This is a genomic window from Polaromonas sp. P5_D5 (assembly GCF_054049435.1).
The window spans coordinates 115,535-137,879 of the sequence record NZ_JBFUMJ010000007.1 but is presented as its reverse complement, the minus strand read 5'-3'; the positions used below and the strand labels follow the sequence as shown (position 1 = coordinate 137,879).

20 protein-coding genes are annotated in these 22,345 nt (G+C 64.2%); 15 read left to right on the top strand and 5 right to left on the bottom strand.

The window, feature by feature from the left end; all coding sequences use genetic code 11:
- The first annotated feature begins 5 nt into the window (after positions 1 to 5).
- Positions 6 to 902, top strand: coding sequence for a sigma-70 family RNA polymerase sigma factor (locus tag ACXJKE_RS21255; protein ID WP_457282576.1), 897 nt, complete (start codon positions 6 to 8; stop codon positions 900 to 902).
- Entirely contained in the window at positions 899 to 2,359 is a 1,461-nt protein-coding gene (locus tag ACXJKE_RS21250) for an MFS transporter (protein WP_457282575.1), read from the top strand. The genes ACXJKE_RS21255 and ACXJKE_RS21250 overlap by 4 nt, the downstream gene beginning before the upstream one ends.
- A 71-nt stretch (positions 2,360 to 2,430) precedes the next feature.
- Here ACXJKE_RS21250 and ACXJKE_RS21245 read toward each other — a convergent pair whose 3' ends face one another.
- Together ACXJKE_RS21245 and ACXJKE_RS21240 are read right to left on the bottom strand one after the other, a co-directional pair.
- Entirely contained in the window at positions 2,431 to 2,835 is a 405-nt protein-coding gene (locus tag ACXJKE_RS21245; RefSeq protein ID WP_457282574.1) for a DoxX family protein, read from the bottom strand.
- Between the two features lie 49 nt (positions 2,836 to 2,884).
- Positions 2,885 to 3,835, bottom strand: coding sequence for a LysR family transcriptional regulator (locus tag ACXJKE_RS21240; protein ID WP_457282573.1), 951 nt, complete (start codon positions 3,833 to 3,835; stop codon positions 2,885 to 2,887).
- 221 nt (positions 3,836 to 4,056) lie between these two features.
- On the opposite strand from ACXJKE_RS21240, the gene ACXJKE_RS21235 reads away from it, so the two are divergent.
- From ACXJKE_RS21235 to ACXJKE_RS21185, 11 genes are all read left to right on the top strand, one after another.
- Complete coding sequence (locus ACXJKE_RS21235; RefSeq protein ID WP_457282572.1) at positions 4,057 to 4,956, top strand: alpha/beta hydrolase; 900 nt, start codon at positions 4,057 to 4,059, stop codon at positions 4,954 to 4,956.
- Between the two features lie 32 nt (positions 4,957 to 4,988).
- The gene (locus tag ACXJKE_RS21230) at positions 4,989 to 5,933 is read left to right on the top strand and encodes an ABC transporter permease (protein WP_457282571.1); all 945 of its coding nucleotides are present in this window, start codon (positions 4,989 to 4,991) and stop codon (positions 5,931 to 5,933) included.
- Positions 5,930 to 6,751 (top strand): ABC transporter permease, encoded by an 822-nt coding sequence (locus ACXJKE_RS21225; RefSeq protein ID WP_457282570.1) that lies wholly within the window; start codon positions 5,930 to 5,932, stop codon positions 6,749 to 6,751. The genes ACXJKE_RS21230 and ACXJKE_RS21225 overlap by 4 nt, the downstream gene beginning before the upstream one ends.
- Positions 6,748 to 8,436, top strand: coding sequence for an ABC transporter ATP-binding protein (locus ACXJKE_RS21220; RefSeq protein ID WP_457282569.1), 1,689 nt, complete (start codon positions 6,748 to 6,750; stop codon positions 8,434 to 8,436). Before ACXJKE_RS21225 ends, ACXJKE_RS21220 begins: the two co-directional genes overlap by 4 nt.
- 17 nt (positions 8,437 to 8,453) lie before the next feature.
- Positions 8,454 to 10,010 (top strand): ABC transporter substrate-binding protein, encoded by a 1,557-nt coding sequence (locus ACXJKE_RS21215; RefSeq protein WP_457282568.1) that lies wholly within the window; start codon positions 8,454 to 8,456, stop codon positions 10,008 to 10,010.
- Positions 10,011 to 10,125: 115 nt separating this feature from the next.
- A complete protein-coding gene (locus tag ACXJKE_RS21210) occupies positions 10,126 to 11,256 on the top strand; it encodes a C45 family autoproteolytic acyltransferase/hydolase (RefSeq protein WP_457282567.1) in 1,131 nt (376 codons plus the stop codon).
- 284 nt (positions 11,257 to 11,540) lie between these two features.
- Entirely contained in the window at positions 11,541 to 12,191 is a 651-nt protein-coding gene (gene paoA / locus ACXJKE_RS21205) for an aldehyde dehydrogenase iron-sulfur subunit PaoA (protein ID WP_457282566.1), read from the top strand.
- Positions 12,188 to 13,144, top strand: coding sequence for an FAD binding domain-containing protein (locus tag ACXJKE_RS21200; RefSeq protein ID WP_457282565.1), 957 nt, complete (start codon positions 12,188 to 12,190; stop codon positions 13,142 to 13,144). The genes paoA and ACXJKE_RS21200 overlap by 4 nt, the downstream gene beginning before the upstream one ends.
- Positions 13,141 to 15,351, top strand: a complete 2,211-nt coding sequence (paoC, locus tag ACXJKE_RS21195; protein WP_457282564.1) for an aldehyde oxidoreductase molybdenum-binding subunit PaoC — start codon at positions 13,141 to 13,143, stop codon at positions 15,349 to 15,351. The genes ACXJKE_RS21200 and paoC overlap by 4 nt, the downstream gene beginning before the upstream one ends.
- A 273-nt stretch (positions 15,352 to 15,624) precedes the next feature.
- The gene (locus ACXJKE_RS21190) at positions 15,625 to 16,455 is read left to right on the top strand and encodes a hypothetical protein (protein WP_457282563.1); all 831 of its coding nucleotides are present in this window, start codon (positions 15,625 to 15,627) and stop codon (positions 16,453 to 16,455) included.
- Entirely contained in the window at positions 16,455 to 16,841 is a 387-nt protein-coding gene (locus ACXJKE_RS21185; protein WP_457282562.1) for a hypothetical protein, read from the top strand. Before ACXJKE_RS21190 ends, ACXJKE_RS21185 begins: the two co-directional genes overlap by 1 nt.
- 33 nt (positions 16,842 to 16,874) lie before the next feature.
- Here the strand turns inward: ACXJKE_RS21185 and ACXJKE_RS21180 are convergent, their stop codons facing one another.
- Entirely contained in the window at positions 16,875 to 17,339 is a 465-nt protein-coding gene (locus ACXJKE_RS21180) for an Lrp/AsnC family transcriptional regulator (RefSeq protein ID WP_457282561.1), read from the bottom strand.
- A 228-nt stretch (positions 17,340 to 17,567) separates the two neighbouring features.
- Here ACXJKE_RS21180 and ACXJKE_RS21175 point away from each other — a divergent pair, with 228 nt between their 5' ends.
- Both ACXJKE_RS21175 and ACXJKE_RS21170 read left to right on the top strand, forming a co-directional pair.
- Positions 17,568 to 18,608, top strand: coding sequence for a 1-aminocyclopropane-1-carboxylate deaminase (locus ACXJKE_RS21175; RefSeq protein ID WP_457282560.1), 1,041 nt, complete (start codon positions 17,568 to 17,570; stop codon positions 18,606 to 18,608).
- A 2-nt stretch (positions 18,609 to 18,610) separates the two neighbouring features.
- Positions 18,611 to 18,856: a hypothetical protein gene (locus ACXJKE_RS21170; protein ID WP_457282559.1), complete on the top strand. Its 246-nt coding sequence runs from the start codon at positions 18,611 to 18,613 to the stop codon at positions 18,854 to 18,856.
- A gap of 239 nt (positions 18,857 to 19,095) precedes the next feature.
- On the opposite strand, the gene ACXJKE_RS21165 is transcribed toward ACXJKE_RS21170, so the two are convergent.
- Together ACXJKE_RS21165 and ACXJKE_RS21160 are read right to left on the bottom strand one after the other, a co-directional pair.
- A complete protein-coding gene (locus ACXJKE_RS21165; protein ID WP_457282558.1) occupies positions 19,096 to 20,331 on the bottom strand; it encodes an ABC transporter substrate-binding protein in 1,236 nt (411 codons plus the stop codon).
- A gap of 59 nt (positions 20,332 to 20,390) precedes the next feature.
- Positions 20,391 to 22,334 (bottom strand): hypothetical protein, encoded by a 1,944-nt coding sequence (locus tag ACXJKE_RS21160; protein WP_457282557.1) that lies wholly within the window; start codon positions 22,332 to 22,334, stop codon positions 20,391 to 20,393.
- Between the last annotated feature and the right edge of the window lie 11 nt (positions 22,335 to 22,345).

Sequence of the window (22,345 nt, the reverse complement as noted above, 5' to 3'; positions counted from 1 at the left end):
GCATCATGGCCAGCATCGACCCCACCGCCGTATTTGAAGAAAGGCGCAGGCACCTGTTTGGCCTGGCCTACCGCATCCTCGGTTCGCGGGCCGATGCCGAAGACGCCGTGCAGGACGTCTTCATCAAATGGCTGGCGGCCGACCACGCGAGCATCGCGACACCGGCCGCCTGGCTCACCGCCATCTGCACGCGCCACTGCATCGACATGCTGCGCGACGCGCAGCGCAGCCGGGTCGACTATGTCGGCACCTGGTTGCCTGAACCCATCCATACCCAGACCGAAGACACACCCGAAACACACGCCCTGCTGGCCTCGTCGCTGAGCATGGCTTTCTTGCTGCTGCTCGAACGCCTCACGCCCAAAGAGCGCGCTGCCTACCTGCTGCATGAGATTTTTGAGACCCCCTATGCCGAAGTGGCCGAGATGCTGGACATGGAGGAAGCCGCCTGCCGCAAGCTGGTCTCGCGCGCCAGCACCAGCATCGCCCAGGGCAAGGTACGGCACGTGACGCCGCCCAAGGTGCAGGACGACCTGCTCACCGCTTTCCGCGAAGCCATCACCGCTGGCAGTACAGAATCACTCGCCAGCCTGCTCTCGGACGACATCGCACTGAGCACCGACAGCGGCGGCAAGGTCAGCTCGGTTGAAGGCATCTTCCAGGGCAAGGGCAGCGTGCTCACCCTGCTGACGACGCAGCTGGCCCGCTACTGGGCCCACTACGAATGGGTACCCTGCGAGATCAACGGTGGCCGCGCCATCCAGCTGCGGACGAGCACCGGCGAGATCGCCGCCGCCATCACCTTTGCCTACAACGACGAAGGCAAGGCCAACAACATCTTCATCATGCGCAACCCGGACAAGCTTGACGGGCTGGCCTTCGGACCCGAGGCGCTGGAATGAACAACACCTCAAGCAACACATCAGGCATCGCTCCCACAGGCTGGATCGCCCTGCTGACCGGCGTCAATGCCATCCGCACGCTGGCGCTGGTCGGCGGCGTCGCACTACATGCCATCAACCTCTACATCGGCACCACCATCCTGCCATCCGTCGTACGCGACATTGGCGGGCTGGAGTTCTACGCCTGGAACACCGCCCTCTTCGTGGTGGCTTCCATCATCAGCGCCGCCATGGCGACGCAGGTGCTGGGCAAGCTCGGGCCGCGCTTTGCCTATGTGCTCGGCGCCGCGATCTTTGCCGTGGGCTCGCTCGCCTGTGCGCTGGCGCTTTCCATGCCCGTCATGCTGGCCGGGCGTGTGGTGCAGGGCTTTGGCGGTGGCCTGCTGCTGGCCCTGCCCTACGCCATGATTCGCCTGCTGTATGACGAGGCCTTGTGGTCCCGCGCCATCGGCCTGCTGTCGGGTATGTGGGGCGTGGCCACACTGGTGGGGCCCGCCATAGGGGGCGTGTTTGCCCAGATGGATGCCTGGCGCTGGGCGTTTGGCGCGCTCATTCCGGCGGCGGTTCTGTTCACCGTGCTCGCCGTCTGCGTGATTCCACGGCACAACTCCATCAGCAGCCCGCCGACATCCGTACCGTGGATGCAGTTGCTCCTGCTGGCCGGCGCGGTCTTCGCCGTTTCTGCTGGCAGCGTCAGCACACAAGTCATGTGGAATGCGGCCGGTGTAGGTGCAGCGGTTGCGCTCAGCGCGTTGCTGGTCATCGTCGACAAGCACGCCGCCAACCGCCTGTTGCCGCAGGATGCGTTTCGCCCCGGGGCGCTGGGCGCCCTTTACCTCGCGATGGGGCTGCTGGGCATGACGGTCACCAGCACCGAGATTTTTTCACCCTTGTTCTTTCAGGTCCTGCATGCCCAGACACCGCTGGTATCAGGCTATCTCGCCGCCATCATGTCGGCGGGCTGGACCCTGGGCTCACTCATCAGCTCCAGCGCCACCGGCAGCCGGGCCAGGCTGGCCATCCGCGTTGCACCAGTGCTGGCACTGGCGGGCCTGGTGGGCATGGCTGTGCTGATGCCCGCACCCAGTAATGGCGGCTGGCCCGTGCTGGCGCCAATCTGCGCCGCCATGGTGGCCGTGGGTTTTGCCGTCGGCATCGCCTGGCCGCACCTGAGCACGCGTGTGCTGCAGATTGCGCCGCCCGGCGAAGAAGACCTGGCTGCCTCTTCCATCATGACAGTGGAGCTGTTTGCCACCGCCATGGGTGCGGCCCTGGCCGGCATGGTCGCCAACCTCGGGGGCCTCACCAGCCCCGGTGGTGTACCCGGAACGGCGGGCGCAGCGCAATGGCTGTTCGTCGTGTTCGCCCTGGCACCCGCGCTGTGCCTGCTGACTTCACGGCAAACGGCGAAGCCAGACCCGCCTGCCCTCAGGCAGACAGCCAACAGCGCCGCATAAGGTGTGAGGCGTGAAAAAGCCGGCGCACCCGCAAAGGATGCACCGGCTTTACACCGAGATTGGCGTCTTGCTTACTTCCGCGAACGCAGCGCGTCAACGCTCCATGCACCACCGCCGGCAGCAGCAAAGAACAAAAACACAAAGCAGAACAACACGGCCGACTCGCCACCATTCAGCATGGGCGACAACACAAAGCCCTTGGTCGCATGGCCCATGAAATAGGCAAATGCCAGCAGGCCCGACAGCACAAACGCCACAGGGCGCGTGAACAAGCCCACAAGCAGCAGCGCACCACCAAAGAGCTCAAGAATCCCGGCAAAGCCGATCAGCGACAACACCTGCAGCCCGTCGAAATAAGCCACGTGGGGAAAGCCCAGCAGCTTGGCCGTGCCATGCTGAATAAGCAAATAAGCAGAAACAATGCGCAGGACTGAAAGCGCGCGTGAAGTCAGTTGGTCGTTTTGGGCAAAGGCCATGAGGTTCCCTCCGTTAAAAAGATGTCTGACAGGCCTGTAGCGAAAAAGTTCAGCGCCGCTGCGCAAGTTTCTGCCGGGGCCTGGGGCCACCCGATGCGGAGCTGGCGACGCTCGCCGAACTTTTCTCGGCCAGCAGTTGAACCAGATGCTGCCGGATCACCGCGGTGATGTGCTCGCGCTTGCCCTGCTCCAGCATGCCGATCAGCCGTGTCGGTGGCCGGCCCGGCAGCGGCAGCACACGCAGAAGCGCATCGTTGGCCCAGTCGGCGTTCTTGACATGCGGCACGATGGTGACACCGACGTTCTGTCGCACCAGGTCGATGATGGCCGAGAGCGAGCTGAGCTCCAGAAAGTCCTGCGGCACCAGGCCCAGCTTGCGCAAGGTCTGCTCTATGCGGATGCCGCTTTGCGTGCGCCGGTCAAAGCGCAGGAAGGGTTGCTCACGCAGCAGCTTTTTGAAGTCGCTGCCCGGCGACGCTACCTGGGAACTCGCGACCACCGTCAGCGGCTCGGTGTACAGCGGCGTCCAGCGCATGCCCTTTCGCTCCTGCGGCGAGTCGTCGACGAAGACCGCCGCATCGAGCTCACCGCTCCTGACACTGCGCGCCAGGCCGCTGGACTCCTGCATGACCAGCCGCACATTGAGACGCGGATAGAGCGGCTTCATCCTGACGACGGTGTTTGAGAGCAGCCCCATCGCCGTGACGATGGAGCCCACCGTCACGGTGCCGGCGATCTCTCCCTCGCCGTCCAGGCCTTCGCGCATCTGGTCGTAGTACCCGACAATTTTTTCCGCATGCGCAACCAGCGCGCGGCCTGCGTCCGAAAGCACCACGCCGCGCCCCGAACGCTCGAACAGCACGGTCTTGAGCTCGGTCTCCAGCGCGCGCATCTGCAGCCCGACTGCAGCCTGTGTCAGCGCGACGCGATCGGACGCCGCGGCGAACGAGCCGCCCTGCGCGACAACCAGGAAGGTCTTCAAAAACCGGATCGTGCTCATTCGCGCACCGCCCCAATACAAAAGAATAACTTTAGCATCTCAAAACATAATATAGATATATTTTTCAAACCGGATGGAGAACAATCCGGCTTAACAGGGTTGTGTGACGGACACATGTCTCCCGCCGCAACGGCGCATCTCCCTCGAAACGCGCGGCTTTTTCGGGCTTCTTCCGCAGCAGCCCGGCCGCTTGTCTGGCTTGTTTTTTGGGGCGATGATTTATGTCTGATGCACTCCTGGCGAATACCGGCACGGCTTCACCACTCTCATTTGGTGAGAAACGGGCGGCAGCCATTTACGACCTGGGCCACAGCACGATTTTTGCGTCGCGCACCGACCCGCGCTTTTCCTATTGCACCTATGCCCCTCCGCACCTGGGTGAGTCAAAGCAGCCCATGCAGCTCGTGGTCGTTGTTCACGGCACCGGCCGCGCCTTCACCGAATACCGCGACGCCTTCGCCGCATTCGCCAAGTGGAACGACTGCATCGTGCTGTGCCCGCTGTTTCCGGCCGGCCCGCAGGGCGACGGCAACCGCGACGGCTTCAAGCACCTGCGCGAAGCCGACATCCGCTACGACCAGATCCTGCTCAGCATGGTCGACGAGGTAGCCCTCAAGTTCGGTTGCGACTTTTCAAAGTTCGCGCTCTTTGGCTATTCCGGCGGCGGCCAGTTCGTCAACCGCTTCGGCCTGCTGCACCCCGAGCGCCTCTGGGCGCTTTCCATAGGCGCGCCAGGCTCGGTGACTCTCATCGACAACCAGCAAGACTGGTGGGTCGGCGTGCGCGACTTCGAAAAGCGTTTCGGCAAACCGCTGAACCTTGCGGCCCTCAAAACCCTGCCGGTGCACATGGTGGCCGGCAAGGCTGACATGGAGACCTGGGAGATCACCCACCGCGAAGGCGGCAAGTTCTACATGGCCGGCGCCAACGACGCGGGGCGCACGCGCCCGGAGCGGCTGGAGACCTTGCGCCAGTCCTTTGTGCAGGCCGGCGTCAACGTCACGCTGGACCTGATCGACAACGTTCCCCACGACGGCCTGGCCTGCGTCGACACGGTGCAGGACTTCCTCGCGACCGTGCTGCGCGACGTCCGGAAAAAAGCGGCGGGCCGGGCCCAGTGATGTCACGCCAACCTCAAACCTGAAGACTGACCATGCTGCGTTTTGCGCTGTCCCGTCTTTTCATGGCCATACCGACGCTGCTGATCGTCGCGGTGGCGGTCTTTGTGCTGATCCGGCTCATCCCCGGCGACCCGGCGCAGCTGCTGTTGGGTGACCTCGCCGACCCGGTGCGCCTGGCCGACCTGCGCGCCCAGCTCGGGCTCGACAAGAGTTGGCCGGTGCAGTTCGGCATCTGGGGCCGGCACGTGCTGGGCGGCGACCTGGGCGTTTCCATCAACACCGGCGAACCCGTGTTGCACCTTGTGTTGAGCCGCTTCCTGGTCAGCGCGCAGATTGTGCTGATTGCCGTGCTCTTCGCCACCCTGGTCGCGGTGCCCGCCGGCATGATCGCCGCGTGGAAGCAAAACCGCCTGCCCGACCTGATGCTGGTCGGCACGGCCACCCTGCTGGTATCCATCCCTACCTTCTGGCTGGGCCTGTTGCTTCTGCTCTTCTTCGGCCTGAAGCTCGAATGGCTGCCCGTGGTCGGCTATGTCTCGATCATGAACGACTGGAAGTCGGGCCTGCTGTACCTGCTGATGCCCATCCTCACGCTGTTCCTGCATGAGATCGGCGTGCTGATCCGCATGGCCAGGGCCAGCACGCTGGAAGTGCTGCGGCTGGACTACATCACGCATGCGCGCGCCAAGGGTCTGTCAGAGCGTGCTGTGCTGGTGCACCACGCCTTTCGCAACTCCTTCGGCCCGACCTGGACTTTGATCGGCCTGGTGCTGGGCAACCTGCTGGGCGGCGTGGCGGTTGTTGAAACCGTCTTCACCATCCCCGGGCTGGGTCGCCTGCTGGTGGACGCGATCTTCGCGCGCGACTACCCGGTGATCCAGGGCTGTCTGCTGCTGGTCGCCGTGATCTACGTGGTCACCAACCTGGTCATCGACCTCTGCTATCCGATCTTCGACCCCAGGGTGTTGGCCGAATGAAAAAATTTCTCACCCCTCAGGCCCTGATCGGCCTCTTCATCGTGGGCCTCATCCTCGTGGCGGCCGTACTGGCCTTCTTCTGGACGCCGCACGAGCCGCTCAAGATCAACTTCATGGCACGCCTCAAACCACCCAGCGTCACCTATTGGCTGGGCACCGACGAGTTCGGCCGCGACGAACTCTCGCGCCTCATGGCCGGCGCCTCCAACAGCGTGTGGATCAGCTTCCTCACCGTCCTGTTTTCCATCTCCATCGGCACCGCCATCGGCGTTCTGACGGGTTTTGTGCGCGGCTGGACCGACCGCATCATCATGGCCTTCATCAATGCCCTGCTGGCCTTCCCCGGCCTGCTGCTGGCGCTGGCGCTGCTGGCTGTCTTTGGCGCCAACAAGTACGGCATCATCCTCGCGCTGGGCCTGGCGTACACGCCCTCCGTCACCCGCATCGTGCGCGGCACAGTGATGTCGCTGCGCGAAAAGGAATTCATCGAATCCTCCCGCGTGCTCGGCAATTCAGAGCTGTACACCATGTTCCGCCATGTGCTGCCCAACTGCGTGGCACCGCTCACGGTGCTTGCCACCTCGATGTTCGGCTGGGTCATCCTGGCGGAAAGCTCGCTGTCCTTCCTGGGCCTGGGCGTTCCGCCGCCCGCTCCCACCTGGGGCAATATGCTGGCCGCGGCCCGGCCCTTCATGGCGCAGGCGACTTACCTTTCCATCTTCCCCGGCCTGTGCATCGCGCTCACGCTGCTGGGCATCAACTTCCTGGGCGACGCGGTGCGCGACCTGCTGGATCCGCGCATGAGGGGCATCGAATGAACCACCTTGTGGATGTCTCGAGCCTCAGCCTTTCCATCGGCAAGGGCGGCCGCGAAATCGTGCGCAATGTCTCTTTCACCGTTGCGCCCGGCGAAATCGTCGGCATCGTCGGTGAATCCGGCAGCGGCAAGACCCAGGCGGCGCGCGCCATCATGGGCCTCACGCCGCCGCCACTGGTGCGCAGCGCGGGTCGCATTTTGTTTGAAGGCGAAGACATGGCGGCGGCCGGCGATGCGCGTTTGCGACAGCTGCGCGGCGCGCGCATCGGCATGGTGTTCCAGGAGCCCATGACCTCGCTCAACCCTTCGATGACGATCGGCCGGCAGCTTGACGAAGGCCTGGCGCTGCACCGGCCCGAGCTCTCGCCGGCCGCGCGCCGCGACAAGGCTTTGGCCATGCTCGCGCGCGTCGGCATCACCGACCCGCAGGCCGCGCTCGCCGCATGGCCACATGAATTCTCAGGCGGCATGCGCCAGCGCATGATGCTGGCCTCTGTGATGCTGCTGGAGCCCGCACTGCTGATCGCCGACGAGCCGACCACTGCCCTGGACGCGCTGGTGCAGCGCGATGTGCTCGAGCTGATGGTCGGCCTCACACGCGAACACAATACGGCCGTGCTGCTGATCAGCCACGACCTGCCCATGGTCGCGCGCTATACCCAGCGCATGATCGTCATGCAGCAGGGCGAGGTCGTCGAAGCCGGCGACACCGCCGCCCTGCTGGCTGGCCCCAGGCAGGACTACACACGCAAGCTGCTCGAAGCCATCCCGCGCCGGCAAGCCCCGCGCACGATTGCCGACGACCAACCCGTCATCGAAGTGCGCAACCTCGTGTTCGATTACCCCGGCAAGCGGCGCCTCTTTGCCAAGTCCGCTGCCAAGCGCGTGCTGCACGGCATAGACCTGGTGGTGCGCCCGCGCGAGATCGTCGCGGTGGTGGGCGGCTCCGGTTCGGGAAAAACCACGTTGGGCCGTGCGATTGCGGGCTTGCTCAAGCCGACCGAAGGCGACATCCGTTTTCGCGGGCGTTCGATCGCGCGCAGCGATGCGGGCTGGCTGGACTACCGGCTCAATTGCCAGATGGTTTTCCAGGACCCGTATTCATCACTCAACCCGCGCATGAGCATTGGCCAGCTGGTCGGTGAAGGGCTGCGACTGGTTCCTGGCCTCTCTTCAGCCGAGCGGCAAACGCGCGTAGCGAAGATGCTTGATGAGGTTGGTTTGGAGCCCCGGCATGCGCAACGTTACGCGCACGAACTCTCGGGCGGCCAGCGCCAACGCGTGGCGATTGCCCGCGCGCTGATACGTGAGCCGGCCTTTGTGATTGCCGACGAGCCGGTGTCCGCACTCGACGTGACCGTACGCGCCCAGGTGCTGGCGCTGCTGGCCGAGCTGCAGGAACGCCACGGCTTTGCCTGCCTCTTCATCAGCCACGACCTGGGCGTGGTCGAACAGGTGGCCGACCGTGTGATCGTGATGCAGGCCGGCCAGATCATTGAGCAAGGCAGCCGCGACGAGGTGTTCGACAACCCGCAACATGCCTACACACGCAAGCTGCTCTCCGCGATTCCTGCGCTCACGCCCACCGGCCAGGGCGGCATGCAACTCAAGTGGCGTTTTGACGAACCCGATGCACCGGCGGGCGCCTTGAATCTCATCAACCCGATAACCCCCATTCCAGTCTGATCTTTAAGGAGCTTTTGATGCTTTCCCTTCGATTGAAATTTCTGGCCGCTGCCGTGCTGGCGGCTTGTACCGCCGCCCAGGCCCAGACGGCGCAAATCGTGGTCGCGCAGCCGGCAGACATCCGCTCGACCAATCCCGGTGTCAACCGCGACAACACCACCGACGGCGTGGTGCTCAACATCGTCGAAGGCCTGGTTGCCTATCACGAGAACGGCACCGTCGGCCCGCTGCTGGCGCGCTCCATCGTCACCAGCCCCGACGGCCTGACCTATATCTTCAAGTTGCGCACCAACGTGAAGTTTCACAACGGCGAGTCCATGACTTCGGCCGATGTGCTGTGGAGCTGGAAGCGTTATATGGACCCCAAGACCGACTGGCGCTGCCTCAGCGAATTTGACGGCCGCTCCGGTGTCAAGGTCACCTCGGTCACCGCGCCTGACGCACAAACCGTGGTCATGCAGCTGGACAAACCCTCGGCCGTCTTCCTCGACAACCTGGCCCGCACCGACTGCGGCATGACAGCCATCCTCCACAAAAAATCCGTTAAGGAAGACGGCAGCTGGGACAAACCCATCGGCACCGGCCCCTTCAAGTTTGAAGAGTGGAAGCGCGGCGAGTACGTCACGCTCAGCGCCTTTGCCGACTACCAGTCGCCCCCCGGCACCAAGCCAGACGGTTACCTCGGCCTCAAGAAACCGCTGGTCGAGCAGGTCAAATTTTTAACCGTGCCCGACATGTCGACCTCCAAGGCCGGCCTGCAGTCCGGCGCCATCGATGCCGGCCAGATCACCTCGTCCGACGTGCAGGAGCTCAAGGCGAATAAAAACCTGAGCGTGGTCGCCGCTGTGGATGCGGGCAAAAACACGCTGCTGATGCAGACCAATGACCCGCTTCTTAAAGACGAGCGCATCCGCCAGGCCATCGCGCTGTCGCTCGACATGAACCAGCTCGTCGCGGCCGCGTCCGAAGGCCTGGCCCGCGTCAACAACTCGGCCATCCAGGACAGCTCGGCCTTCTACACCGCAGCGCAGAAAAAAGGCTACCGCCACGACCCGGCCAAGGCCAAACAGCTGCTGAAGGAAGCCGGCTACAAGGGCCAGCCTATCGTGATTCAGGCCAACAAGCGCGCCCATGTGCCGAGCTTCTCGGTGGCGGTGATGAGCCAGGCCATGATGCAGGCCGTCGGCATCAACGCGCAGATCGAAGTGCTCGAATGGGCCACCCAGCTGGACCGCTACAACAGCGGCAACTACCAGATGAGCTCCTTCACCTATTCGTCGCGCCTGGACCCGGCCCTGAGCTATGAGCAGTTCTCGGGCAACAAGGCCAAGCAGCCGCGCAAGGTGTGGGACGACCCGGCCGCGCAAAAGCTGATCGACCAGAGCTTCGCCGAAGCCGACCCGAAGAAACGCCAGGCCTTGTTTGACCAGCTGCACGCGCTGATGATCGCCAAGACGCCGCTGGTCATCCTCTACAACGTGACCGATTCCTGGGCCGTGCGCAAGCGCGTGAATGGCTTCACGGTGTGGGAAGGCAAGCCGCTGCTCTGGAATACGAAGCTGGCCGTCAAGTAAGTCTTTTCAGCTTCCTCTCGGCCGCCTTGCGCACAGGCCCGCGCGCAAGGCATGGACAGGCACGCCTCGCGGCGGTCGTCATCTCTCTTCACGCAACTTCTTACGGCAGCCCAGCATGGCAAACATCGAACAATTCCCCTTTATCTCCGTCTCCGGCAGCCCGCATGAACGCGGCCTGCAGTACGGGCGGCAGGCCGCTGACCGGGTACGCGGCAGCGCGCGCCTGTACGGCCAGACGCTGGTCAACCTGGGCTACAGCGAACAGGCACGCGCGCGCTTGATCGACTTCTTCGCCAAGGAAGTCGGCAACTTCGCACCCCACTACATCGACGAGATGCGCGGCATCGCCGAGGGCGCGGGTGTGGACTTCCAGGACATCGTGATGATCAACGCCCGCACCGAGGTGCTGGCCAAGGCCCGCGCCGACAAGGTCAAGGCCGCCGACCAGGAACCCGGCGACGGCTGCACCGGCGCCCTCATCCTGCCCGAGCGTTCGGCCAACGGCAACCTGCTGCATGGCCAGAACTGGGACTGGCGCGCCGAATGCGTCGAGACCTCCGTCGTGCTGCGCGTGCGCAACGACAACGGCCCCGACTTTTTGACCTTTGTCGAAGCCGGCGGGCTGGCCCGCAGCGGCTTCAACAGCGCGGGCGTGTCCATCACCGCCAACTACCTCGAATCAGACCGCGACTTCAAGCAACTGGGCGTGCCGCTGTCGCTGATACGCCGCAAGGTGCTGGAACAAGAGATTTTCTCGCTGGCCATGAAAGCCGTCGCCGCCACACCCAAGTCCTGCTCCAACAACATCATGCTGGGCATGTCGCAGGGCTTCGGCATCGACTTTGAATGCACCACCAACGAATCGTTTCCGATTTATCCCGGCGCCGACAACCTGATCGTGCACGCCAACCACTGGATGAGTCCGGTAGCGCTCAGCAAGCTGGTGGATCTGGGCATTTCCCAATCACCCGACAGCCACTACCGCGACTGGCGCGTGCGCAAGCTGCTGAACCAGCAAGACAAGCTGGGCCGCCAGGACTTGAAGAACGCCTTCTTCGACGACTTCGGCCTCCCCTACTCCGTCTGCCGCCCGCCCCGCATCGGCAGCCACGACAACCTCTCAGCCACCGTAGCCATGGTCATCATGGAACCCGCAGTGGGTGAAATGGAAGTGGCGCCCTTGCCGGCGTTGAACAAGGTGTTTACCTGCTATAGCTTGACGAAAGAACCCAGGATTTCTGCCTGAGCGCATCGCGCAGCCCCTTTTCCAGGATTGCTGCTGCCAACGGATCGAGGTACTGCGTGGTCGAGTCAAGGCTTTGGCTCGCTTGACAACTTGTCTGAAAAGTAAGGCAAAAGAAATAGGAGGAGGCGCCGGGCCGTGCTTCCTTATCTCGACGCGGCGGCGGCAGTGGCGCCAACTGACTCCCCACCAAGCCTGTTTCCTACAGTGCAATCGGCCCTGCTCCGGGATGCTGGCGGTTTACTTCGCCACTCCCCACTCCATCTTTAAGGACAAAGGCAGAAGCCATGGAAAGCCCCACCGATGCACTCACCATCTCCCGGCGAGGTATCCTGATCGCTAGCGCCGCTTCAGCGGCTGTGACCACTATGCCATCAGACGCCACCGCAGCCCCCTCTTCACCGCTCGCCGCACCCGGCTCCGTCCCTCAGGGGCGCGTGACCATCGAGGTCAACGGCGCGGCCCACACCCTGAACCTGGACACGCGCACCACGCTGCTCGATGCCTTGCGCGAGCACCTGCACCTCACCGGCACAAAAAAGGGCTGCGACCACGGCCAATGCGGCGCCTGCACCGTGCTGCTCGACGGGCAGCGCATCAATTCCTGCCTGACGCTGGCCGTGATGCATGAGGGCAGCAAGGTGACCACCATCGAAGGGCTGGGAACCTTGCAGCGCATGCACCCGTTGCAGACAGCCTTCGTCAAGCATGACGGCTATCAGTGCGGTTACTGCACGCCGGGCCAGATCTGCTCTGCCGTCGGCGCGCTCGATGAACTGCGCCGGGGCGTCCCCAGCCACGTCAGCGCAGACATCACCGCGCGGCCGCTGCTCTCGCCCGACGAGCTTCGGGAGCGCATGAGCGGCAACATCTGCCGCTGTGGTGCCTACTCCAACATCGTTGAAGCCATCACTGAAGTGGCGGGGGGGCAGGCATGAAACCCTTCACGTATGAACGCGCCAGCTCGCCGGCGCAAGCCGCCGCCGCGGTGGCCCGCAACCCGTCAGCCAAGTTCATCGCCGGCGGCACCAACCTGCTTGATTTGATGAAGCTGCAGATCGAAGCGCCGGCGCACCTTGTCGACGTGAACGGCCTGGCGCTGGACAAGATTGAAGCGACGCCCGAGGGCGGCCTGCGTGTGGGCGCGATGATTCGCAATACCGCGCTGGCCTCAGACGAGCGCGTGCGGCGCGACTACGGCGTACTGTCACGGGCCTTGCTCGCCGGCGCCTCGGGCCAGCTGCGCAATAAGGCGACCACCGCCGGCAACCTGCTGCAGCGCACGCGTTGCCCTTACTTCTACGACACCGACCAGCCCTGCAACAAGCGCCAGCCGGGCAGCGGCTGCAGCGCCATCGGGGGCGTGAACCGCCAGCACGGCATCATCGGCACCAGCCAGGCCTGCATCGCCACCCACCCGAGTGATATGGCTGTTGCCATGCGGGTGCTCGACGCATCGGTAGAGACCGTGCGGGCCGACGGGCGTGCGCGCGTCATTCCGATTGCCGACTTTCACCGGCTGCCAGGCGAAACGCCGCACATCGAAACCACGCTGGAGCCCGGTGAGCTGATCACCGCTGTGACGCTGCCGCGCCCGGCCGGCGGCGTGCACATCTACCGCAAGGTGCGTGACCGTGCCTCCTACGCCTTCGCGCTTGTTTCCGTGGCTGCCATCGTGCAGCGTGATGGCTCCGGCAAGGTCGCCCTGGGCGGCGTGGCGCACAAGCCCTGGCGCGTTGAAGCCGCAGAGGCTGCCATGCCGCAAGGTGCGCGGGCTCTTGCGGCCGGCGTGCTGGCCGGTGCAACGCCGACACATGACAACGCCTTCAAATTGCCACTGGTAGAGCGAACCATCGCCGCCGTGCTGGCCCAGGCGAGGAGCGCATCGTGAAATTCGACACCCCTGCCACCACCAACCCCATTGACCAGCTCAAGGTCATCGGCAAGCCCACCGACCGCATAGACGGCCCGCTCAAAACCACCGGCACCGCACCCTACGCCTACGAGCGCCACGACGCCGCACCGGACGCGGCCTCCGGCTACGTCGCAGGCGCCGGCATCGCCAAGGGCCGCATCGCGTCGATGGATTTGCGCGCGGCCCGCACCGCGCCGGGCGTGCTGGCCATCATTACCGCAGAGAACGCCGGCAAGCTCACCAAGGGCAGCTTCAACACCGCCAGGCTGCTGGGCGGGCCGGAGATTGACCACTACCACCAGGCCGTGGCGCTGGTGGTGGCCAACACCTTCGAACAGGCTCGCGCCGCCGCGCAACTGGTACGCATCGTCTATGAGAGCACGCCGGGCAAGTTCAACCTGGCAACAGAAAAAGACGACGCGCCGCTGGCCAAGGCGTCTGATTTTTCGGGAGAACCTGAGACCAAGGTGGGCGATTTCGCGGGCGCCTTTGCCGCGGCGCCTGTGCAGCTGGACGCCACCTACACCACGCCCGACCAGTCCCACGCGATGATGGAGCCGCACGCCACCACCGCCGCGTGGACGGGCGACAAGCTCACGGTATGGACAGCCAACCAGATGATCGACTGGGGCGTGGGCGATCTGGCCAAGACGCTGGGTATCCCCAAAGCCAACGTCAGACTGGTGTCGCCCTTTATCGGCGGGGGTTTCGGCGGCAAGCTTTTCCTGCGTGCCGATGTGTTGCTGGCCGCGCTGGGGGCGCGCGCGGTGCGGCGGCCGGTCAAGGTCGCGCTGCAGCGGCCGCTGATGATGAACAACACCACCCACCGGCCGGCCACCATCCAGCGCATACGCCTGGGGGCGGGGCGCGACGGCAAGCTCACTTCTATCGGTCATGAGGGCTGGTCAGGCGACCTGCCCGGCGGCGGGCCCGAGACCGCGGTGAACCAGACGCGCCTGCTCTACGCCGGCGCCAACCGGATGACCGCCACACGGCTGGCCGTGCTGGACCTGCCCGAGGGCAATGCGATGCGTGCACCGGGCGAGGCGCCCGGCTTGATGGCGCTCGAGATCGCGATGGATGAAATGGCGGAAAAGCTGGGCTTGGACCCGGTGGAGTTCCGCGTCCTCAACGACACGCAGGTAGACCCTGAAAAGCCAGCGCGCGCTTACTCCCAGCGCCAGCTGATTCAATGCCTGAGAACCGGCGCGCAGACCTTCGGCTGGAACCGGCGCGTGGCCAAACCGGGCCAGCTGCGTGAAGGGCGCTGGCTGGTGGGCCTGGGTGTCGCCTCGGCTTTTCGCAACAACCTGACGATGCCGTCTGGTGCGCGCGTGCGGCTGGACAACACCGGCCTCGTCACGGTTGAAACGGACATGACGGATATCGGCACCGGCACCTACACTGTCATTGCGCAGACCGCCGCTGAAGTCATGGGCGTGCCGCTGCAAAAGGTGTTTGTGCGGCTGGGCGACTCCGCCTTTCCCGTGTCGGCCGGCTCCGGCGGGCAATGGGGCGCCAACAGCTCCACGTCGGGCGTGTACGCCGCCTGCATGAAGCTGCGCGAAGCCGTCGCCCAAAAACTGGGAATGACCCAGGGCGACATCACGTTTGCCGACGGCATGGTCAGCGCGGGTGGCCGCTCTGTGCCGCTGGCTGAAGCTGCCGGCGCCCAGGGCCTCGTCGCCGAAGACACCATCGAGTTCGGCGACCTGGGCAAAAAATTCCAGCAGTCGACCTTCGGCGCGCACTTTGTGGAAGTGGGCGTCGACATCTACACCGGCGAAATTCGTGTGCGGCGCATGCTGGCCGTCTGCGCCGCGGGCCGCATCCTCAACCCCAAGAGCGCGCGCAGCCAGGTGATAGGCGCGATGACCATGGGAGTTGGCGCGGCGCTGATGGAAGAACTCGCTGTCGACAAGCGTCACGGGTTTTTCGTGAACCACGACCTGGCGGGCTACGAGGTGCCGGTGCATGCCGACATTCCGCACCAGGATGTGATCTTCCTGGAAGAGACCGACCCAACCTCATCGCCCATGAAAGCCAAGGGCGTGGGTGAACTCGGCATCTGCGGCGTCGGCGCGGCAGTGGCCAATGCGGTCTACAACGCCACCGGCGCGCGGGTGCGCCACTACCCGATCACACTGGACAAAGTGCTGGACAGCCTGCCGGCGCTGGTGTGAGCGCCGGCGCGCCTCATCACGCCGGCGGCGGGTGTGGAAAACACCTTAAAAATGCCTGTTTCAGGCATAAAAAGTGCCTGGAACCTAATCAGGACGGGCGCAAGTAGCTCCTGATTTAATAGCGCCCCTGCTCAACCCTGAACCCCCTTGCGGAGGCCCGCCGGCGAGCGGAACGGCGGCCCGCCGCACCGCTGGAACAAGTCCTACACAGCAGCGTGTTCGCGCGCACTAGGATTGGTTTTACCTGTGAATCCGTTCCGTACTGACGGTGCCATGTCAACCCGCCCTTTTCGCCTCGCCACACGGCTGATCCTGGCGTCAGCCCTGGCTGCTGCCTGCCTGGGAACCGTTGCGCAGGACAAACCCGCAGGCACACTGCCGCAAGTCACCATCGCCGCCAAGGCAAACCGCGACCCCGTCGAAAAGTCCTACCGCAAGATGGTCCGCGGCATGGATCTTTTCGAGAAGCAGCGCGCCGCCATGGCGCCCAATGCGTCGCTTCGCTTCAAACTCTTGCCGCGCAAGCGAGAGACAGAGATGGACCGCATCGAGATGGAGGTCATCGGGACGACGGTGGCGTTTGGTGTGGCGGTGGCGCCGGACCATACCTTTACGCTGGAGCGTGACCCCAAGGCGTTTGACGAAAACGCGCAGGTGATTCCGAACCGGAAGGCGCAGACCATGACGTGGCGCACGGAGATACGCACGCCGGGCCTGCCGCCCAACACGCGTCGGCTGGGTGACTTGCGGCTGGAATGCCAGGTGGGCATGGAGGCGGGGCTGGTGTCGAACACCACCAATGTGATCGGCCGGCTGGCTCGGGTGATTCTGGATACGCCGGCCTATTGCGACAGGAAGGCGCCGCTTTATCTTTTCTTTGCGGACCGGCCTTTGTTCAGCGTGGCCATGATGAACGGCGCGCGGCGGGAGATTCTTTCCATCGACAAGCTGTACGCCGCCGCCAGCGACGACCCCAACCTGAACGGCGACCTGCCGTATTGCGACTGCGAGGTGCTGGTAGACCGCACTTACGTCTTGCCGCTGGGCGACCGAAGCTGGCCGGACGACACGCTGGTGGAGTTTGAGTACATGGACGGGCCGTGATGAAAACCTTGCCCCGTCAAACGCTGCGGCATGCCGGTGCGATGCTGCTTGCCTGCCTGTGGCTGGCCGGTTGCGCGGGCCCGGGGGGATTGTTCGGCTCGCAAGAGGCGCCACCGCCTTTTCGCGACCCGGCCATGACGATGGAAAGCGCGCAGGGCGCCATCGTGGCCGGGCAGTCCACCAAGGCCGACGTGGCGGCAACGCTGGGCGACGCCGCCGCGTCGGTGAAGTTCGACAGCGGATTCGAGGTGTGGGTCTACCGGAAAAAGACTTCGCAACCCACAGCGGCCAACCCGGAGCTGGTGATTCTGTTCACGCCGGCCGGCATCGTCAAAAAGACGCGGATTCGCCCGGCTTACCTGGCGCAGGAAGAGCGCAGGGATTGACGGCTTAAGTTACTCAGGACCAGGTTCGCCACCTCAGACCGGAATGACGGTCGTCTCAAACACTTCCTTGAGGCAYACAAAGGTGCGCACCTGCCGCACGCCGGGCAGGGCCACGAGCTGGGCGGTGTGCATCTCGTTGAACGAGTCGATGCTTTTGATGCGCAGCTTCACAAAATAATCAAACTCACCGGTCACCAGTTGCACCTCGAGGCAGCCCGTCAAACCGGCGGCGGCTTTTTCAAACGCGGCGAATGAGTCGGTGGTGGAGCGGTCGAGCACGACACCGATGATGACCAGGCCGTTGTAGCCCAGCGCACGCGGGTTGACCAGCACCACGGTCTTGCGGATCAGCCCCAGCTCCTTGAGCCTGGCCACCCGCCTGGAGCAGGCCGGTGCGCTGAGGTTGGTTTTTTCGGCCAGCTGCATGTTGGGCAATGAGGCGTCCTGCTGCAGCAGCTTCAGGAGCTTGCGGTCTACCCGGTCGAGTTCTTTTTCCATTGGGGAATTGTACAAATCTTGCATTAAATGGCAATTCAACAAAATAAATTGTGCATTTATCCAATTCAAAGATTTTTAGGTCGCTTTATTCGCTGAAGTATGCAATTCATTCCACAGACCCGGCGATACGATTTGACCCAGGACTGCACCCAACCCTTCACCCACATGCCCTCCTTCTTTGCGGCCATTTCAGTCTACGCACCAGGGCTTCAACCGAGAAAAACTTCCATGCCTACCCCACTTCAATATCCGCTCCAGCTCCAGAAATTTTCAAAACACACGCTGACCTTCGGGCCCAGCCCGATACAGCCGCTCAAGCGCCTGAGCGCCCACCTGGGCGGCAAGGTCGAGCTGTTTGCCAAGCGCGAAGACTGCAACAGCGGCCTGGCGTTCGGCGGCAACAAGACGCGCAAGATGGAATACCTGATCCCCGAGGCGCTAGAGCAGGGCTGCGACACGCTGGTGTCGATCGGCGGCATCCAGTCCAACCAGACGCGCCAGGTCGCGGCGGTGGCGGCGCACCTGGGCATGAAGTGCGTGCTGGTGCAGGAGAACTGGGTCAACTACTCCGACGCGGTGTATGACCGCGTGGGCAATATCGAGATGTCGCGCATCATGGGCGCCGACGTGCGCCTGGACGCGGCCGGTTTTGACATCGGCATCCGCCCGAGCTGGGAGCAGGCGATGGAAGACGTGCGCAAAAAGGGCGGCAAGCCCTTCCCGATTCCGGCGGGCTGTTCAGAGCACCCGTATGGTGGCCTGGGGTTTGTCGGCTTTGCCGAAGAAGTGCGTGCGCAGGAGGCAGAGCTGGGCTTCAAGTTTGACTACATCGTGGTGTGCTCCGTTACCGGCAGCACGCAGGCCGGCATGGTGGTGGGCTTTGCGGCAGACGGCCGTGCCGACCGGGTGATCGGCATCGATGCGTCGGCCAAGCCGGCACAAACCCACGCGCAGATTGTGCGCATCGCACAGAACACCGCCAAGCTGGTGGAGCTGGGCCGCCCCATCACCGAAAAAGACGTTGTGCTCGACACCCGCTACGGCGGCCCCGAATACGGCCTGCCGTCCGAAGGCACGCTGGAGGCGATACGCCTGTGCGCCCGCCAGGAGGGCATGCTGACCGACCCGGTGTACGAAGGCAAGTCGATGCAGGGCATGATCGACATGGTCCGGCGCGGCGAGTTTCCGGCCGGCTCACGCGTGCTGTACGCGCACCTGGGCGGCGTGCCGGCGCTCAATGCCTACAGCTTCCTTTTCCGCAACGGTTGAACATGGAACGGCCTGCAGCACTGACCGTGGCGCTGGCAACCCGGCTGATGGAAGCCTTGTGCGCAGCGCCGCCTGACGCTAAGGCACCCGAGAGCGCCGGCATGCCCCTGCTGCGCGCGGCACTGAATGACCCGGCCATGCACACCGTGGTGCTGGCCATCAGCAAAAACGGACCGGCGGCCAGCCTGGTGCAGGTAATACGGCAGCCGGACACGCTGCATCAATGGGTGGAGCTGGCCTGCATCTGAACGCGACGTCAGCATTTTGCTATCAATTAAATAGCTGCTCGCGCATGACTCTATTGGGTTGCAGGCCTTTTTTACGCATCAAAAGCGGGCTCCAGGGCCTTTTTCCGCGGTCCAGCGCCTGCCTCCACACGCTAAAACCGCTTGAAAAAGGCCATTTTCAAGCATGAAAAGTGGTTGTATCCCAATAGGATCATGCGCAAGCAGCTATGGTTTTAATAGCATTCGTCGGCTAACGACCTCTAGATCCGGTCCTTCCAGCGCTGCATTTCCCATGAAGGCAGGCCCCGGAGGTCGCCGACCTTCGCGCTCTGGAATTCCCCGATGGCGGGTTTGGCACCCATCCGCTCGTAGGCCTGTTTGGCGAGCGGCGCGGTTTGCACGAACACACTTTTCACCTGCGCCCAGCTCAGGGGTTGCGGGATGATTTTTGCGCCTGCAATCATTTTGGACGTGGCGAACAAAGCCAGCGCGTCACCTTCGGTGGACCAGGACCAGCCGCGGCGGAACACGACTTCGTCGCGAACCACCCTGGCGCCATCTGCCGGCGACAGGCCCCAGTAGGACTTGACCAGCTGCGAGACGGCCTCCGGGTCGGCTTCGCTGAGAACGCTCACGGCCTCCTGCTGCGCCAGCAAAAAGGCCAGCACGAGGTTGGGGTGTTTTTCCACGATGTTGTTGTGGACGATGCGAAAGGAACGGTGCAGGTAATAGCCGTCTGGATAGAAAGGCGAATTCTTCACCGAGGGCAGCAGGATGCCGGCGCCCTTGCCGACTGGCCCGTCGTAATGCCCTTCGGTGTAGCCGTAGGAGTTCATCACAGCCACCGTGCCCGTGGCCTGCGCTTTCAGGAAGGCCGGGTACACGGCCAATGTGGCGTCCACGCCGCTGGGCACCTGCGCCGCTTCGGGCAAGGTGGGCAGATGCACCATGCGGATGCCGTGCGCGGCCGGGTCGGGGTTGCCAAGTTCATAGCGCAGGATTTGCGTGAACGCGTTGTACGGGTCAGCGCCCACCAGCGTGCCGACCGTCTTGCCCTTGAGGTCCTGCACGTTGCGGATGGGCGAGTCCTTGCGCGTGCACAGCAAAAAGCGCAGCCGCCCCTCTGCCACCGACACCAGGCTGAAAGGAAGCTTTGCCACGATGGCGCGCAGCGTCGGCGTGTTGCCCCACATGGCCATGTCGAGCTGGCCGGCCGCCAGGGCCTCGACTTGCGGGGCCGCAGCGGGATAGGCACGGTAGTCCACGGTGAGGTCGTAGCCAAATTCCGCCGCGTGTTTTTCGATCAGCTTTTTATTGATCAGGTACTGCGTGACCGGCGAGTTGCCCGCCGCCCACGGAACCCAGCCATAGGACATCGTGAACGGCTTGCCGGCCTGCGCGCGGGCAAGCTGTGCAACGCCCACCGTCGCTGCGCCGGCCAGGCCGGCGCCCTGGCGCAGCCAGTGCCTGCGCGTCAACATTGATCTGCCGGCCATAAAGACCTCTCTTTCACGTGAAGAACAGCCACGCGGACCCGACGGCGCAAACCTGCAGCTCACACGGCCGGCAGGCTCACGCCCTCGTGTTTCGCATGGTGTTCGTGGTCTATTCTTTCCACGAGCTCATACACCTCGCAGGGCTCATCCTTCGGGCCCAGCGGCACTGTGGCCACCAGCCTGAAACGGAAAAACCGCGCGGCCGCAAGCGCCACCGCACGGCTGGCGGCGATGTTCACGCCCAGCGCATTGGCCTGCCGCGCCAGCGCCCGGGCCCGGTCCAGCGGTGCGCCCACTGCGGTGAAGGTCAGGTGATCCCAGGTGCCAAAGTTGCCGACTGTGGCATTGCCGAAATCCAGGCCGAAGCGCGGTGGTTTTACCGGCACGTCCAGGCCTTCGGCCAGCGTCTTCATGGAGTCCACCGCGCGCAGGGCCGCCTCGCAGGCGTAGCCCGCCGGGTTGGACACATTGAGCGGCGTGTTCCACAGTGCGACGGCGGTGCAGCTTTCGTAGCGGTCCATCATGCCCTTGCCCTGCGCCACTTCCACCGCCAGGATCTGCAGGTAGTGGTCGGCATGCGGCGACCAGGTCATGGCCGTGGCGTGCTCCTCGTCCAGCGCGGCGCACAGCACGGCCAGCTCGCGTTGCTCGACGCCGGCCTGCGGCGTCAGGCGGTTGGCAATGAAATGCTGCACCAGTGGCCGCGGCACGTAGCGCGAAAAGCCCTGCAACGCGATGCGTGCCAGCGCCAGCGATTCCTGCAGCCGGCGCACCTCGGCGATGTCGCTGTCCTGGGGAATGTCGCTGTCGAATTCAAATTGCCGGATGTGCCTGGCCGAGCGCACCAGGTTTTTCAGGGGCCTGGCCAGCCGGTTGGCCATCCAGAACAGCATGGGCATCAGCAGCACCAGCCCGGCCACGCCTACCCCCAGCAACATCCAGCGCATACGCCGCACCTGCGCCAGTAGCAGGTTCTGGTCAGACACCAGGGCCACATAGGCCTTGCGGCTGAACACGCCCTCCATGGGCATCACCACTGCGGCAAAACGCTGGCCGTCTGCGCCTTCAACCGAATGAATCGGCGTATCTTTCAGAGAGGCCTGCGTCATCAGCGGCGGCAACGCGGCATACAGGGGGTCATCCAGCGCGGCGAGGCTCACGGGCCGGCCGGACGCCAGCAAACGGCGCAGACGGTCCGCATCGGACCAGCCCCAGACGCGGCCCTGCTCATCAAAGAGGATCAGCTCGGCATGGCTTTCCTGGCTGCGCGCACGCAGAAAATCCGAGAGGCCCGCGACCGTGAACGTTACCGCCGCGACGCCACCCTTCGGCCCGCTGAGCGGCCGTGACAACGCCATGCCGAACTCCGCCGGAAGCTGCAGCATGAAAGGGTCGGTGGCCTGGAAGGTGCCCAGGTTCAACTCGCTCACCCCCTCGTACCAGGGCCGGCTGCGGGGGTCATAGCGGTTGCCCCAGGGACGCCGCTCGCTGGCAATGGCGGTCATCTGCTGGTCGTAAAAAACCCATTCCTCCACCCGCTTTTCGTGTTCGTCGACCCGGATGATCTGCTCCGCATAGCGGGCTTCCGGCAATGATTTGGCCCAGGCCCGGTCGCGCTCGGTGCGCAGCACCATGCTTTGCAGGTAACTGCCGTCCGGGTAACCGAACACCAGCGAGGCGATCTGGGGATAGCGGTTTTGCATCGACATCTGCATGCGCTGCACTGAAATGTCGTTCTCGCCTTCGAGGCCGGCGTGCGGGTCATTGGTGGTGGCTTCCAGCCAGGCGCGGGCCGGCTCCTGAAAGCGCAGCAGCTGCTCCTGCGTGCGGCGGCCCAGTTGCTCCAGCTCGCGCTGCGCGCCGTCCAGCACGATGCGGCTTGCCGCCAGCTCGGCCAGTACCATGAGCGCCACAACAAGCACCGTACCCAGCGCGGCATAGGTCCAGAACAGGTGGGAGCGAATCGACCTGGCGTGAAAAGTCAGCGACTTCAACTTTTTCAAGCGTGTCCCCC